This window comes from Streptomyces sp. NPDC040610, from assembly GCF_055594065.1.
Genome location: NZ_JBVIXA010000002.1, coordinates 459,695 through 474,439, shown reverse-complemented (window position 1 = coordinate 474,439; position 14,745 = coordinate 459,695). Strand labels below are relative to the sequence as shown.

The window sequence follows — 14,745 nt, the reverse complement described above, 5'->3', positions numbered from 1 at the left end:
GGAGACCGGCGTGATCACGCCATTCGTGTCAGCGGCTGTCGCGAAAAATCCCGGGGAGAGCTGCGGCCCCTGCGAGGTCATGAGGCGCGGCGGCATCGGGGGAGCAGCACAAATCGGCCGCGATGCCGAACTCAGGGGCGTCCGGCGCGAAGTTGGCCGAACCGGGCATGTTCCAGATGCTTGCATGGGGCATGAAGTGGGGGTCGGGACACCGCACAACCCGTCCGAGCACATCGGAGGCCCCCATGGCGCAAGCCGCCCCCTTCCCCCAGGACCGAACCTGCCCCTATCACCCGCCCGCCGGATACCGGCCGTCGAGCACGCAAGGCCCGGTCAATCGGGTCACCCTCTACGACAACAGTGAGGCCTGGCTGGTCACCGGCCACGCCGAGGCCCAGGCCCTGCTCACCGACCGCCGCCTCTCCACCGACCGGCAGCATCCCGCCTTCCCGATGATCGCCCCGCGCTTCGAGCTCTCCCGCCGGGAGCCGCTCGCCCTGCTCGGCGTCGACGACCCGCTGCACAACAAGCAACGCCGCATGCTCATCCCCACGTTCGGGGTGAAACAGGTGGCGGCGATGCGCCCCCGCATCCAGCACATCGTCGACGGACTCCTCGACGCCGTCATCGCCCAGGGACCGCCCGTCGAACTGGTCACCGCCTTCGCCCTGCCCGTGCCGTCCATCGTGATCTGCGAACTCCTCGGTGTCCCGTACGCCGACCACGAGTTCTTCGAGGACGCCGCACGCCGCATCCTGCGCGGCGCCACGGCCGAGGAGTCGGAGGCGGGCCGCGTCGAACTGCTCGACTACCTGGGCGACTTGGTCGACCGCAAGACCAAGACGGCCGACTCCGGCGCCGGGCGGGGAGCCGCGGCCGACGCCACCCCCGAGGGCGTACTCGACGAGCTGGTACGCGAACGGCTGAACGGCGGCAGCCTGGACCGCGACGAACTCGTCCGCATCGCCCTCATCCTGCTCGTCGCCGGGCACGAGACCACGGCCAACATGATTTCGCTCGGCACCTTCACCCTGCTCGAACACCCCGACCAGCTCGCGGCCCTGCGCGCCGACCCGGACCTGACCCGCGACGCCGTCGAGGAACTGCTGCGCTTCCTGTCCATCGCCGACGGACTCGTGCGCGTCGCCACCGAGGACATCGAGGTGGCCGGGCAGCTCATCCGCGCCGACGAGGGCGTGGTCCTCGCCGCCTCCACCATCAACCGCGACACCGCCGTCTACCCCGACCCCGACGACCTCGACGTGCGCCGCAGTGCCCGGCACCACCTCGCGTTCGGCTTCGGCATCCACCAGTGCCTCGGCCAGAACCTCGCCCGCGCCGAGCTGGAGATCGCCCTGCGGTCCCTGCTCGCCCGCCTCCCCGACCTGCGGCTCGCCGTCCCCGCGGACGAGATCCGGATGAAGCCCGGTGACACGATTCAGGGCCTGGTCGACCTGCCCGTCACCTGGGGGCGCGGCTGATGCGCGTCACCATCGACACGGACGTGTGCATCGGCGCCGGCCAGTGCGTCCTGACGGCACCGAAGGTCTTCACGCAGGACGACGACGGCTTCAGCGAGCTGCTGCCCGGGAGCGAGGAGGAGGTGGGCGACCCCATGCTGCGGGAGGCGGCACGGGCCTGCCCGGTGCGGGCGATCACCTTGCACACGGAGACGTTCCAGGCCGAGCCCCGGCACAGCGAGGCCTGAGCGGCGGCGCGGTCTCGCCGCAGCCGCCCTGCCGACCTCGAAGTCCGACCGGGGTCGGCAGGGCGGTTCCGCCTCGTCGCCGACCGCCGTGCCGCGCCCCGGGGCCCGAGGCCAGGCCGCCCCACTGACCTGGAACAATGGCGCGATGCGTATCCGATCCCTGCGCCACGGTGAGTTGACCCGCCTTCAGGACATCGAGCGGGCGGCCGGCCGCTGTTTCCGGGACGTCGGCATGCCGGAGATCGCCGACGACGAGCCGCCCGCCCTGGACGAACTCGCGGGCTACCAGCGCGCCGGGCTCGCCTGGGTGGCCGCCGACCCGGACGACGTACCGGTGGCCTACCTCCTCGCCGACCGCGTCGACGGCGACCTGCACGTCGAGCAGGTGTCCGTGCACCCCGACCACGCCCGCCACGGCATCGGCCGCTCCCTCCTCGACCACCTCGCCGACCGCGCCGCGGCCGAGGCGGTCCCCGCGCTGACGCTCACGACCTTCAGGGATGTGCCGTGGAACGCCCCGTACTACGCGCGCTGCGGCTTCGTACTCCTCGACGACGCCGAACTGGGCCCCGGGCTGCGGGCCGTCCGGGAGAACGAGGCCGCGCACGGCCTGGACCGCTGGCCTCGGGTGTGCATGCGGCGGCCCGTGCCTCCGTCCGCCGATGCGGTCCGGTAGGCAGGGGGGAGGGGAGCGGCGAGGGGTGAAATCCGGCCGCAGTGAGCCGGGCCGGGTTCTGTGACGGTCGGAGGGCTTCATACCGACTTGGTCTGGACCTATCATCGGTCGACATGAGCGGGCGAGCGTACGCCCTCGGGCCGGGGCGGGCGCCTCGGCTCCGACAGGACGTCCCGCTTGCGGGAGCCACGCCGTGCACCATTCAGCAAGCAGCCGCTCAGTACACAACTGTTCAGCACGCAGCCGTTGAGCACGCAGCCGTTCACCACGTAGCCGTTGAGCACGCAGCCGTTCAGCACGCAGAGGGACCTCTCCTCCCTGTCCCCGTCCTTCCCCCCTCGGCACAAGGAGAGATCACGCATGTCCTCACCGTCCCGTCCCCCTCACTCCGCCGACTCCCTCCACTCCACTGACTCCCCGCACTCCACCGACTCCTCGTCCCCACCCCCACCCCCGTCCCCCTATGCCTCCACGTCGCCGGGCACACCGCGCCGACACGCCCTCGCGGTCGCCTCCGGGCCCCAACCCGGCGCGGATGTCGGCCTGTTGCTGCTCCGGCTCGCGGTCGGCCTCACCATGGCCGCCCACGGCTCGCAGAAGCTCTTCGGCTGGTTCGACGGCAACGGCCTCGACGCCACCGCGGCCTTCTTCGCCTCCGACGGCTACAAGGCCGCCACAACGATGGCCTGGGTCGCCGCGCTCACCGAGACCCTGTGCGGCCTCGGCCTCGCGATCGGCCTGCTCACACCCCTCGCGGGCGCCGGGATCCTCGGCATCATGCTCAACGCCATGGCCGTGAAGTGGGGCGGCGGCTTCTTCAGCCCCGAGGGCGTCGAGTACGACATCGTGCTCCTGGCGGGCGCGGTGTCGATTGCCCTGGCCGGGCCCGGCCGCCTCGCCGCCGACGAACTCCTGCCCGTGCTGCGGGACCACCGATTCGCACGCGGGGTCGCGGCCGTCGTGCTGGGCGCGGTGTCGGCGGCGTTCGTGCTGGTGGTGCTGCGGGACTGACGCGGTCGTCCGGTCACGACGCCCTTGACGCTCTCGCGACTCCTGGCCTTGGCTTGCGGCGAACCGATGCCACACCGAGGTCAGGAGCAGACCGTGCCCGAGCAGGAGACCCACGCCCAGGAGCCGCACGCACCGGCGGTCGACGGCACAGTGCCGATGACCGCCGAGGAGATCGCCGCAGCCACCGTGGGCGCCGTGCCCAAGCTCGACGGCCGGGTCACGCTGGCGGAGTACGACCCCCGGTGGCCGCAGGTCTTCGCCACCGAGGCCGCACGGCTCGGCGGCGCGCTCGTGGACGTGCGGCACGCGATCGAGCACGTGGGCTCGACGTCGGTGCCCGGTCTGCCCGCCAAGCCGGTCATCGACATGCTTCTGACCGTCCCGGACCCGGGGGAGGAGGCGACGTACGTGCCCGCGCTCGAACAGCTCGGCTACACCCTCGCGATCCGGGAGCCCGACTGGTACGAGCACCGCGTGCTGCGCCGGCAGGACCTCGCGCCCGGCGCCGCTTCGGCGAACCTGCACGTGTTCCCGGAGGGCTGCGAGGAGACCGCCCGCATGCTCCGGTTCCGGGACTGGCTCCGCGCCCACGACGACGACCGTGACCTGTACGCCCGCACCAAGAGGACGCTGGCGGAGCGGACGTGGGAGTACCTGCAGAACTACGCCGACGCCAAGACGGGGGTGGTCGAGGGGATCCTCGCGAGGGCGGAGGAGGGGGCCGGGGTGGAGGGTGACCACGGGCGGGGGAGCGGGCGCTGACGCACGTCCCCCCGTCGTGGACGGTGGCAGGGGCACTACCATCCCGTCATGCGACCGGCCCGGTACAGCGACGAAGACCTGGAACAGCACTCCCTGCGCCGAAGGGTCGCGGACGACGGACAGCGATCGGGCTTCGAGCACGACGTCGACCGGATCCTGTACTCCACGCAGTGGCGCGCGCTGGCGGGCAAGAGCCAGGTCGTCGCGAGCGGCGAACTCGGCGCGTACCACACCAGGTTGACCCACTCGATGAAGGTCGCCCAGCTGGGGCGGCGGATGGCGGAGCGGCTTGAACGGCGCTACGGCGGCCCGAACCCGGCCCTGGTCGAGGCGGCCTGCATGGCGCACGACATCGGCCACCCGCCCTTCGGTCACGCCGGTGAGACCGCGCTGCGGGCGACGATGGACGAGGTGCGCGCCGCCGACGGGGTGCTCGACAGCTTCGAGGGCAACGCCCAGACCCTGCACATCCTGACCTTCCTGGCAGCGCACAAGTACCCCGGCCACCGCGGCCTGCACCTCACCCGGGCCTGCCTGGACGCCGCCACCAAGTACCCCTGGGAACGCGTCCCGCGCGACGTCGACCCCGCGCGGCACTCCAAGTGGGGTGTCTACGCCGTCGACCGGCAGGCGTTCGCATGGGTGCGGGCGGGCCGCGGCGACGACGCGGTGCCGGTCGAGGAGCAGGTGATGGACTGGGCCGACGACGTCACGTACGCCTGTCACGACGTGGAGGACTTCTACCGCACCGGCCTGATCCCGCTGGCCGCGCTCTTCCCGGCCCCGGGAGCCGGGGGCGGCGACACCGAGCGGGAGACACGGCGTTTCCTCGACTATGTGGCGGCCAAGCGCCGCCGCGCCGGTGCCGCCTTCGACCGGGACGAGGCGGTACGGCTCCTCGCCGACATCGCCAAGGCGCTCTCGGTGCCGGGGCCCTACGCCGGGCGGCACGCGGACGATGTCGCCGTCAACGCCCGGACCGCCAAGCTGATCGACCACTTCACCCGGGACATCGAGCTGGAGGTCGGCGGCCCGGCGGCGATCCGCCACGGCGCGCGCCTCGTCGTCCCCGCCGAGCGCCGGGCCGCCTGCGACCTCCTCAAGGAACTGGTCTGGTGCTACGTCATCGACCGCCCGGCTCTGGCCACCCAGCAGCACGGAAAGCGACGCGTCGTCTCCGAGCTGCTCCGCTGGACCCATGAGTCCCCCGGGCTCCTGCCCACCGACCGCGCCGAGGAACTCGAACTGCACGGCGACCCCCTGCGGGCCGCCGCCGACCACGTCGCGTCCCTGACCGAGGACCAGGCCACGACCCTGCACCGCCGTCTGTCGGGCACCAGCCTGGGATCGGTGAGCGACGCCGGGTGGCTGTGAGGTGCCTTGGCGGCCGGGTGCACGTCGGTGCGACCGGCGTCGGGCGTCATCGCTTGAGCGCGAGACCCCCGTGCTCACCGATCGCCACCGGGGCGGGGGACTTGGGGTCCGGGCGCCAGAAGGGGACCGACACGACGCCGGGGTCGAGGAGTTCCAGGCCGTCGAAGAAGGCCTCGATCTGGTCGACGGGGCGCAGGAAGTAGGGGACGGCGCCGGTTTCGTTGTAGGCGTCCTGGGCCTGTTCGTAGGCGGCGTCGATGCCGCGCGAGCCGTCGTTGATGGAGAGGTGGCTGCCGGAGGGCAGTCCGTCGAGCAGGCGGGCGACGATGGCGCGGGCCTGGTCGTAGTCGGCGACGTGGCCCAGGATGTTGCTGAGGATCAAGGCGGTGGGGCGGGTGAGGTCCAGCGTCTCGGCGGCCGCCGCCAGGATGCGGTCGGGGTCGGCGATGTCGGCGTCGACGTAGGCGGTCGCGCCCTCCGGTGTGGAGGTGAGCAGGGCGCGGGCGTGCGCGAGGACCATCGGGTCGTGGTCGGCGTAGACGATCCTGGTCTCGGGGGCGAGACGCTGCGCCACCTCGTGGGTGTTGTCCACGGTCGGCAGGCCGGTCCCGATGTCGAGGAACTGCCGGATGCCCGCCTCGCCGACCAGGTACGTGATGTTGCGGGCCAGGAAGGCACGGCTGCTGCGGGCGATGGTGACGATGCCGGGGTAGACGGCGCTGTAGGCGTCACCGGCCGCCTCGTCGACGGGGTAGTTGTCCTTCCCGCCCAGCCAGTAGTTCCAGATCCGGGCGGAGTGCGGCACCGACGTGTCGATGTGCGGGCGCGCGGCCGGTCCGGGCGTCGTCGAGGGGTCGGTCATGGCACCGTCCGTCTTCTACCGGGGTGTGAACTGTCTCACCGCACACGGTACGTCGCGATGACCTTGAGGGGGACACCGGTGCCCGTTCAGGGGCGGGCGGACCTCACCGCGCCGGAAGGGCAGCGGCGCCCGCCCCGCCCGCCCCCGGCTCACCCGTCCCCGGCGCGCTCGACTCCCGTACGACCAGCTCCGGCGCGAGCCGTATCGCCCGCTGCGGGCCCTCGCCGCGCCCGGCGAGACGGCGGCCGAGCAACTGCGTGGCCTCCGCGGCCAGTTCGGCGACCGGCTGGCGGACGGTCGTGATGCCGGGGGCGGCGAGCGCGGCCATCGGGATGTCGTCGAAGCCGGTGACGGCCACCTCGCCGGGCACGTCCGCGCCGAGCTGCTGGAGGCGCTGCAGCGCGCCGACCGCGATGAGGTCGTTGGCGCACACCAGCGCGTCCGGCCGGGCGTCCCACACCAGGTCGACGGCGGCCCGGCCCCACTCCACGGAGAAGCCGCCGAGCGCGATCCGTCCGGGCGCGCCCGGATCGAGGACGGCGGCCCCGGCCGCGTACGCCGCGCGCCGCTCGGCGGCGGCCGACGCCGTCCCGTCGGCGCCCAGGTAGCAGACCCGGCGGCGGCCCGTCGCGGCCAGATGCCCGAGGACGAGGGCCATGCCCGCGGCGTTGTCGACCCCCACGGAGTCGGCGATGCCCGGACCGCAGCCGCGGTCCATCAGGACCAGGGGCACCCGGGCGGCGGCCGCGGCGACCGCGTCGCGGCTGCGGCGCTCGTCGGCCGGGATGACGAGGAGCGCGTCGACGCGACGGCTCAGCAGGTCGTCGATGTACTCGGCCTCGGCCGTCGGGTCGTCGTCGCAGTCGGCGAGCAGTACGGCGCGGCCCTCGGCGTGCAGGGCGTGGGTCAGCTCGCGCACCAGGGCGGGGTAGAAGGGGTTGGTGATCTGCGGCAGGACCAGGCCGACGGTGCCGGTGGAGCGGCTGCGCAGGGCGCGGGCGGCCTGGTTGGGGCGGTAGCCGAGGGCCTCGGCGGCCTCGCGGACGCGGCGGGCCGTCTCCGGGCCGACGGGGCGCGTCCCGGCGAGGACCCGGGAGACCGTGGCGACGGAGCAGCCGGAGGCCCGGGCCACGTCCCGCAGTGTTACGTCAGCCACGCCTCGGTCCACCCCTTCGGTGCGTTTCGGCAAACGTTATCAACGGCGGGGGTCGGCGACCAGGGTTTCTTGGTGCCAGGTGGGAGGGGTGGAGCAGGGGCGCGCTGCGGCACGCCGGTCGGGACGTGCCGCAGGTCATTGACATAATTCATACTCCTGCACAAAGTCTTTGGAGAACGTTTTCCCGAGCGCCGCCCCGCCGTGGCAGCTCAGCCGAACAAAGAGGTTCCGCCGATGGCCCGAAAGATCATCCTCGACTGCGACCCCGGACATGACGACGCGATCGCCATGCTCCTCGCGCACGGCAACCCGGACGTCGAACTGGTCGCGGTCACCACGGTCGTCGGCAACCAGACCCTGGAGAAGGTCACCCGCAACGCCCTCTCCGTCGCCCGCATCGCCGGCATCACCGGCGTGCCCTTCGCGGCAGGCTGCCCCCGCCCCCTGGTGCGCACCGTCGAGACGGCCGCCGAGATCCACGGCGAGAGCGGCATCGACGGCCCCGTCCTGCCCGAGCCCACCCTGGACCTCGACCCCCGCCACGCCGTCGACCTCATCATCGACACGGTCATGGCGCACGAGCCCGGCGAGATCACCATCGTGCCCACCGCGGGCCTGACGAACATCGCCCTCGCCGTGCGCAAGGAGCCCCGCATCGCCGAGCGCGTCCGCGAGGTCGTCCTCATGGGCGGCGGCTACCACACGGGCAACTGGAGCGCCGTCGCCGAGTTCAACATCAAGATCGACCCCGAGGCCGCGCACATCGTCTTCAACGCGGGCTGGCCCGTCACCATGGTCGGCCTCGACCTGACGCACCAGGCCCTCGCGACCCCCGAGGTCGTCGAGCGCATCGCGAACGTCGGCACGAAGCCCGCCGTCTTCGTCAACGAGCTCCTGGACTTCTTCGGCGCCATGTACCTGAAGAACCAGGGCTTCGAGGCCCCGCCCGTGCACGACCCGTGCGCGGTCGCGTACGTCATCGACCCGAGCGTCATGACCGTACGCAAGGCCCCCGTGGACATCGAGCTGACCGGCACCCTCACCCTCGGCATGACCGTCGCGGACTTCCGCGCGCCCGCCCCCGCCGACTGCCGCACCCAGGTCGCCGTCGACCTGGACCACGAGCGGTTCTGGGACCTGGTCGTGGACGCCCTCGAGCGGATCGGTGACGTGCCCGCGTGAACGCCTCCCTCACCGACCCCGCACCGCCCGCCGCCTCTCCCGGCGGCCGCCCCGTGCGCGTCTGGGTCCTTGTCACCGCGCTGCTCGCGGCCTGCTTCGCCTTCCAGCTGAACGCGAGCATGCTCAGCCCCGCCCTGAAGAGCGTCGAGGACTCCCTCGACGCGACCTCCGCCGAGGTCGGCCTGACCCAGACGGCGTTCTTCACGTCCGCCGCGCTGTTCTCGCTCTTCCTGCCGCGCCTCGGCGACCTCGTCGGCCGCCGCCGCGTCCTCGCCGCGATGATGGCGCTCATGGCCGTCGGCTGCGTCGTGGCCGCCCTCGCGCAGAGCGTGCCCATGCTGTTCGTCGGCCGTGTCGTCCAGGGCGTGTCCGGGCCGACCGTGCCGCTCTGCCTGATCATGCTGCGCAACGAGGTGCACGAGCCGAAGCGGTACGGCACGCTCCTCGGCGTCATCACCGCCGTCAACGGCGGCATCGCGGGCGTCGACTCCATCGCGGGCGGCTCCCTCGCCGACCACTACGGCTTCCAGTCCGTCTTCTGGGTCATGGCCGTCGTCGCCGGACTCGCCATGGTCCTCGTCGCCACGCTCACCCCGGAGTCCACGGCGCGCGCCGCCGGCTCCGACAACCGCATGGACTGGCCCGGCGTGGCACTCCTCGTCGTCTCCGTCGGTGCGGCCCTCATCGCCCTCAACGAGGCCGGGAAGCTCGGCAAGGCCAACTGGCCGCTCGTCGCCGGGCTCGCCGTCGTCGCGGCGCTCGCCTTCGCCGCGTTCTGGCGCGCCGAGGACCGCAGCAAGCACCCCCTCGTCGCGACCCGGCACCTGCGCCGGCGCTCCACGTGGGCGCTGCTCCTGACCACCGTCCTGACGATGACCGGTGTCTTCGCCGTCATGAACGGCATGATCCCCGCCTTCGCCCAGAACGCGGACGCCGGATTCGGGATGAGCGCCGAGGCGTCAGCCTGGTGGACCCTCACTCCGTACGCCCTCGCGGGCCTGGCCATGGGCCCCCTCGCCGGACGCCTCGCCGCCACCCACGGCTACGGCAGGATCCTGCGTCTCGGCCTCGTCGGCTCGGCCGCGACCGTCGCCCTGATGCTCGTGACCCTCCAGGCGGACTCCCGCGCGCTCCTGCTGGTCTCGTCGGTCCTCATCGGCGTCACCTACGCCGGAGTCGGCAACATCGTCCTCAACGGCCTCGGCATCGTCCTCTCCCCGAAGGAGAACCCGGGCTTCCTGCCCGGCCTGAACGCCGGCGCCTTCAACCTCGGCGCGGGCCTGAGCTTCGCCCTCCTGTACGCCGTCCAGACCGCCGCCGAACCGGCCGACAAGACGTCGACCGCGGGCTACTCGGCCGCCATGATCGCCGGAGTCGCCCTCATCGCGGCGGCGTTCGTGACGTCCTTCCTCATCCCCAAGCCGGTGGAGGCGGAGGCCCACGAGTGAGGGCCGGAGGTCCTGGGCCCGCGCGCCCGTGGTGACGCGAACTCTGTGATGTGGGCGCCCCATCCGCTCGGCGGGTGGGGCGCCCTCGTGCGTCCGGCGTCGGCATGGGCCATGCCGCTGGGCAGCTTCGACAGCATGCCGGTCGCCGCGATCCGCCAGAAGCCGGGCACCGCGCGGAGTGCACGGTAGCCGGACGGCGGCCGGTGTGCGGTGGGTTCGGTCAGCTTGTCGGAGGCTGTGGTCACCGCGCGCGGAGTGCGGCGACGGACCAGTCGAGTACCGGCGCCAGGCTGTCCGGGGGCGGCCAGCCGTTGACGACGGCGAGCAGCTCCAAGTAGCGGTCCCGCTGCGGGTCGTTCATGGACTCCAGGCGGGACAGCAGCCGTCGGCGCAGGGCGGCGGGGTCGAGGTGGCCGCCGATGATGCGCGCGTAGTGGGCGGTGAGGTCGGCGACGACCGGACCGGCCTCGGGGGCGTCCGGGGCGATGCCCGCGGCCAGGGCGGGGGCGACCCGGGCGCGGAGGGCCTCGGCGAGGACGCGGGGGAGGCCCCTGGTGTCGTCCGGGGCCCGGTCGGCCGCCATGTCGTGGGCCATGCCGTGCATACCGGCGCGGCAGCCGGGGTCCTGGAACAGCCCGGCCAACTCCACCCACGCCTCGATCTGTTCGACCTCCGGGTCCGCGGGCAGCTCGGGCGTCATCGACCGCTTGACGCCGACGAACTCCGGATGCCCGTCAAGGCCGTCGAAGACGGCGGAGAGGAAGTCGTCGATGAGACGCCGCCGTTCGGCCTCGGAGAGCTTCGCCAGCCGGTGCACGAGGTCCAGCTCCTCGGGCGTGGAGCCGCGCCGTGCCACCGCCGCCAGCACGGCCCGCCGCAGCCGAAGGCCGCGGATCTGCACGTCCAGCGCCTCGGCGTGCGCCGCCGTGACCTCGGCGAGCGACAGCTCCCGCTCGACCACTTTGCGGATCGTGTCGAGATCCAGCCCCAGATCCCGCAGGGTCCGCACGAGTTCGAGCCGGGCGACGGCCTCGGCGCCGTAGCGGCGATAGCCACCCGGACTGCGGTCCGTCGGCTCGACGACACCCCGGTCCGAGTAGAACCGGATCGTCTTGACGGTCAGCCCGGTGCGCCCGGCCAGCTCACCGATCGAATACAGCACTTCGTCGCTCATGGGCCCACCTTGCAGTCTCCCCCTGGAGGAGACTCAAGCGGCTTCGCATGCCCCGGTCGGCCGATTTGACCTGGAGCGCACTTGAGGTTGCAGGATCGGAGTACGTCCTGTGGAAGGGGATTGGGCATGGCGTCGTACCGCTCACAGCTGGACCCGCACGGGGCGCTGTCGGCAGCAGATCCGGAGGGCACGGGCGAGGCGGCGGCCCTGCCCGGTGCCCCGTCCGGCCGGGAGGCCGCGCGGCGCGGGCTCGCGCTCGTCCGGGCCTACGCGCGCGAGGACCCCGCCGGGGTCGCCGCCGCCCTCGACGGAGCGGACCCCGCCGCGGTCCGCCAACTGCCCTCCGTCACCGGGGACATCCTGCGCCTGGTCGTCGGCATCGTCCTGTCGGCCCCGCGCACCCTCACCCCGTCGGACGTCGTCCGCGCGGCCGACGCCATCGCCGCCGCCGGGCCGCCCCACCACGAACTCGCCGTGTCCCAGGCGGTGCGGGCCTGGGCCGACGGCGACGACACCGGGCTGCGGGACCGGGGGCGGGACGGCGCGGCGTGCGCGCACGGCGCCGCGGTCCTGGCGGCCGCGCTGGCGGTGGGCGCCTGGGGGAGGGAAGCGTTCCTCGGCCTCCTGGAGACGTTCGACGAGGTGGTGGACGCCTGCGGGTAGCCCGGGTGCCGTACGCCGTGGACGACGTGAGTCCCCAGCCCTGTGACCCGCTACGCCTGCGGCTTGCGCAGCAGCATCAAGTAGTAGTCCAAATGGTTCCGGCAGAAGGAACGGTAGGGCGCCATCAGCGGGTCGGTGTGGGTCAGGGCCTCCTTGCCGAAGCGCTCCTCGATCTCCGTACGCCGGTCCTGGTACAGGGTCGACATCAGCTCGGAGCACAGCACGGCGTTGGCCGTCATGTCCTGCGCCCGCACGACCCGGAAGCCGGTCGCCTCGATCTCGCCGACGAGGGTGGAGAAGGGGCGCAGCGGCGGACAGGTCCACAGGCGCGTGTACGCCGACGACTGCTCCTCGGTGGGGGTGCCGCGCAGTGCGAACTCCGTGAAGAGCAGGTGCCCGCCGGGCCTGAGCACGCGCAGCGCCTCGCGCAGGGCGGCGGGCCGGTCGGACAGATGGGGCACGCAGTCGATCGACCAGGCGCCGTCGAAGGAGGCGTCGGGGTGGCTGAGCTCCATGGCGTTGCCGTACGCGAAGTCGACGCGCTCGCCCGCGCGGTGCCCCCGGCGCCGGTCCTCGCACCGGGCCAGCTGGGTCTTGCTGACGGTGATGCCGGAGACCCGGCCGCTGGTGCGCTCGGCGAGTCGCAGGGCGGGGCCGCCGGTGCCGCAGCCGATGTCCAGGAAGTGCGGGTCCGGTACGCGGCCGACGGCGCCGTGGAGCGTGTCGATGAGGAACTCGGTCTGCCGGTCCTGCGCGAGGTCGGCGAGGCCGACGAGCGAGGTGACGGGTGCGGGCTCGCCGTGCGGCACGAACATGCCGATGTGCACGGCCGTCGACCCGAGCGTCATGGCGAGCAGGTCGCCGAACTGGTCGTACATCGCCCCGACGTCGTCGGGGGTGGGGTGCGAAGCGCCGGTCGCGCCGGGTGTGTTCGTGGTCGGGTTCGTTGCCAAGGCGGTCTCCTCCGGACAGGTGCGGGCCGCGGGGGCCCGCGCGGACAGGTCCGTTCCCGTGCACCGTCCATTGCACCCGCCGCCATGGCCCCCGTGACGACGCAGTCAAGCCACGCCCGACGCCCACGGGAGGGGCGAGAATTAGCCACTGCAATCGCATTCTGCGAACGCGTCCGAACGGGGAACGGCAGGACCGGGCAGTGAAAGGCCCAAGGAAGTCGACTTCGGAAGTTCACCGGAATCACCCCGGAAAGGGCCCCTTCGGAACCCGTTCCGGAGTACACCTCGGAATGCCTTACGATTGTCCGGCTTCTGTCACGGTGCCGTGGTGAGACGTCGGCTGACTTGTTCTCCTGTGGCGTCCTCGTGCTAGGAATACGGGGCGCGCCGCAGGGACGTGAATCGTCCGGCGCGAACACATTGCATTGTGCTGTCAGTTGGTCCCACAAGGGGCCACAGGGGGAAGAGGTAATTCCGTAGTGAACCGCATGCGCACGTCCGCCGCCGTCCTGGCCACCGCCGGGGCCATCACCGCCGCTCAGCTCGGTCTGGCCGGTGCCGCGTCCGCGTCCGAGGGGCCGAAGGCCGCTCCGACCGCGTCCAAGGTCGCGCCGCGGAGCGCCGGCTGCCCGATCGACATCGTCTACACGTCGAGGTTCTACACCAACTCGAACGGCTGGGTCACCGGCAACGGCCTGTACTTCGGCCTGAAGAACAAGAGCACCAAGAGCTTCAAGAAGGTCACCTTCACGGTGACCAACGTGAAGAACATTCGCTTCGGCAGCGCCAAGGCGAAGGGCGGCAAGGTCACCCGCAAGACGTCGCGGACCGTTTCCGTCCACACCAAGACCCTGAAGAAGAAGGCCAGCCTCGGCGTCCAGGTGCGCACGCGGCTCCTGAACACCAGGTCCTACAAGGTGAAGTTCAGCGTCCGCGGCAACGGCTGGAACTGCGCGGTGAACCAGGGCACCTGGGGTCGCTAGACCTCGAGCCGAGGGAGGGCCGGGGCACGGCCCCTGACCTCCTGACGACATGAAGCGGAGCCCGGTCGACCTCGGTCGACCGGGCTCCGCCGCGTTTCCGGGAGGGGGTCACCGGCGTAACTCATGATCTTGCCCCGCGTTGGTCCGCCTGGGCCGTCCCTGTCCGGCGACATCGGACCGGTCATGGCCCGTCCGGAGGATCCGCATCGTCAGCTCCCAGTGCCTCGTCGCGGGGCCGTGAGGGAAACGCTCGAAGGAGTGCTCAGCATGTACAAGCTCACCAAGAAGGTCGCCGCCGGGGTCGCCGCCGTGGTCGCCGCGCTCGGCTGCGTCATCGTCGCGGGGCCCTCGGCCGTGGCCGACGGCAAGTGGTGCAACCACTCCGTCTGCATCGAGACGTACGACTCGGGCACCTACCTCGGCCGGGTCGAGGTGTCGGTCACCAACACCAACCAGCCCAACCGCATCTCGGCGCGCGTGTGGACCACCAACGGCTGGTCCGCGCGCACCAAGGTGGAGGACGTCGCCAAGTTCAGGACGTACCGCGACCAGGCCTACCCCCAGCGCCACTTCCCGGCGGGCACCCGGCTCTGCGCGGAGGGCTTCCGGGGTGGGTCGAGCGTGGGCCTGCCCTGCGTGACGATCACCAACTGACGGGGCCGTCACCCCCTGACAGGAGCCACCGGGCCCGGGGGGGGGGGGGGGGGGGGGGGGGGGGGGGGGGGGGGGGGGGGGGGGGGGGGGAGGGGGATGGGGGGGGGGGTGGGGGGGGGGGGAGAGAGTCTGCGGCGAG

Annotated in this window: 15 protein-coding genes; 11 read left to right on the top strand and 4 right to left on the bottom strand. The window is 72.4% G+C overall.

The window, feature by feature from the left end:
• Window positions 1–245: 245 nt before the first annotated feature.
• The 6 genes from ACZ6AA_RS08640 to ACZ6AA_RS08615 all read left to right on the top strand — a co-directional run bounded on the left by ACZ6AA_RS08640 (window position 246) and on the right by ACZ6AA_RS08615 (window position 5,531).
• On the top strand, window positions 246–1,481 hold the full coding sequence (locus ACZ6AA_RS08640) for a cytochrome P450 (protein WP_468458905.1): 1,236 nt from the start codon (window positions 246–248) through the stop codon (window positions 1,479–1,481).
• On the top strand, window positions 1,481–1,708 hold the full coding sequence (locus ACZ6AA_RS08635) for a ferredoxin (protein WP_468458903.1): 228 nt from the start codon (window positions 1,481–1,483) through the stop codon (window positions 1,706–1,708). The genes ACZ6AA_RS08640 and ACZ6AA_RS08635 overlap by 1 nt, the downstream gene beginning before the upstream one ends.
• 145 nt (window positions 1,709–1,853) lie before the next feature.
• Window positions 1,854–2,384, top strand: a complete 531-nt coding sequence (locus ACZ6AA_RS08630) for a GNAT family N-acetyltransferase (protein WP_468458901.1) — start codon at window positions 1,854–1,856, stop codon at window positions 2,382–2,384.
• Between the two features lie 360 nt (window positions 2,385–2,744).
• Complete coding sequence (locus ACZ6AA_RS08625; protein ID WP_468458899.1) at window positions 2,745–3,395, top strand: DoxX family protein; 651 nt, start codon at window positions 2,745–2,747, stop codon at window positions 3,393–3,395.
• Between the two features lie 93 nt (window positions 3,396–3,488).
• Window positions 3,489–4,157, top strand: a complete 669-nt coding sequence (locus ACZ6AA_RS08620) for a GrpB family protein (RefSeq protein ID WP_471457003.1) — start codon at window positions 3,489–3,491, stop codon at window positions 4,155–4,157.
• 48 nt (window positions 4,158–4,205) lie between these two features.
• Window positions 4,206–5,531 carry a deoxyguanosinetriphosphate triphosphohydrolase family protein gene (locus ACZ6AA_RS08615; protein ID WP_471457001.1) on the top strand — a complete coding sequence of 442 codons (1,326 nt, stop codon included), beginning with the start codon at window positions 4,206–4,208 and terminating at the stop codon, window positions 5,529–5,531.
• A gap of 46 nt (window positions 5,532–5,577) precedes the next feature.
• On the opposite strand, the gene ACZ6AA_RS08610 is transcribed toward ACZ6AA_RS08615, so the two are convergent.
• The gene (locus ACZ6AA_RS08610) at window positions 5,578–6,393 is read right to left on the bottom strand and encodes an SAM-dependent methyltransferase (protein WP_471456999.1); all 816 of its coding nucleotides are present in this window, start codon (window positions 6,391–6,393) and stop codon (window positions 5,578–5,580) included.
• A gap of 103 nt (window positions 6,394–6,496) precedes the next feature.
• The gene (locus tag ACZ6AA_RS08605) at window positions 6,497–7,549 is read right to left on the bottom strand and encodes a LacI family DNA-binding transcriptional regulator (protein WP_468458891.1); all 1,053 of its coding nucleotides are present in this window, start codon (window positions 7,547–7,549) and stop codon (window positions 6,497–6,499) included.
• A 234-nt stretch (window positions 7,550–7,783) separates the two neighbouring features.
• On the opposite strand from ACZ6AA_RS08605, the gene uriH reads away from it, so the two are divergent.
• A complete protein-coding gene (uriH, locus tag ACZ6AA_RS08600) occupies window positions 7,784–8,731 on the top strand; it encodes a uridine-preferring nucleoside hydrolase UriH (protein ID WP_468458889.1) in 948 nt (315 codons plus the stop codon).
• Complete coding sequence (gene uriT / locus ACZ6AA_RS08595; protein ID WP_471456997.1) at window positions 8,728–10,179, top strand: uridine transporter UriT; 1,452 nt, start codon at window positions 8,728–8,730, stop codon at window positions 10,177–10,179. The genes uriH and uriT overlap by 4 nt, the downstream gene beginning before the upstream one ends.
• 241 nt (window positions 10,180–10,420) lie before the next feature.
• On the opposite strand, the gene ACZ6AA_RS08590 is transcribed toward uriT, so the two are convergent.
• Window positions 10,421–11,353 carry a MerR family transcriptional regulator gene (locus ACZ6AA_RS08590; protein ID WP_471456995.1) on the bottom strand — a complete coding sequence of 311 codons (933 nt, stop codon included), beginning with the start codon at window positions 11,351–11,353 and terminating at the stop codon, window positions 10,421–10,423.
• A 126-nt stretch (window positions 11,354–11,479) separates the two neighbouring features.
• Between ACZ6AA_RS08590 and ACZ6AA_RS08585 the strand changes: the two genes are divergently transcribed.
• The gene (locus ACZ6AA_RS08585) at window positions 11,480–12,016 is read left to right on the top strand and encodes a hypothetical protein (RefSeq protein WP_471456993.1); all 537 of its coding nucleotides are present in this window, start codon (window positions 11,480–11,482) and stop codon (window positions 12,014–12,016) included.
• A 50-nt stretch (window positions 12,017–12,066) separates the two neighbouring features.
• On the opposite strand, the gene ACZ6AA_RS08580 is transcribed toward ACZ6AA_RS08585, so the two are convergent.
• On the bottom strand, window positions 12,067–12,969 hold the full coding sequence (locus ACZ6AA_RS08580) for a class I SAM-dependent methyltransferase (protein ID WP_471456991.1): 903 nt from the start codon (window positions 12,967–12,969) through the stop codon (window positions 12,067–12,069).
• Window positions 12,970–13,457: 488 nt separating this feature from the next.
• Between ACZ6AA_RS08580 and ACZ6AA_RS08575 the strand changes: the two genes are divergently transcribed.
• Window positions 13,458–13,952: a hypothetical protein gene (locus ACZ6AA_RS08575; RefSeq protein ID WP_468458878.1), complete on the top strand. Its 495-nt coding sequence runs from the start codon at window positions 13,458–13,460 to the stop codon at window positions 13,950–13,952.
• Window positions 13,953–14,219: 267 nt separating this feature from the next.
• Window positions 14,220–14,606: a hypothetical protein gene (locus tag ACZ6AA_RS08570; RefSeq protein WP_468458876.1), complete on the top strand. Its 387-nt coding sequence runs from the start codon at window positions 14,220–14,222 to the stop codon at window positions 14,604–14,606.
• The last annotated feature ends 139 nt before the right edge of the window (window positions 14,607–14,745 follow it).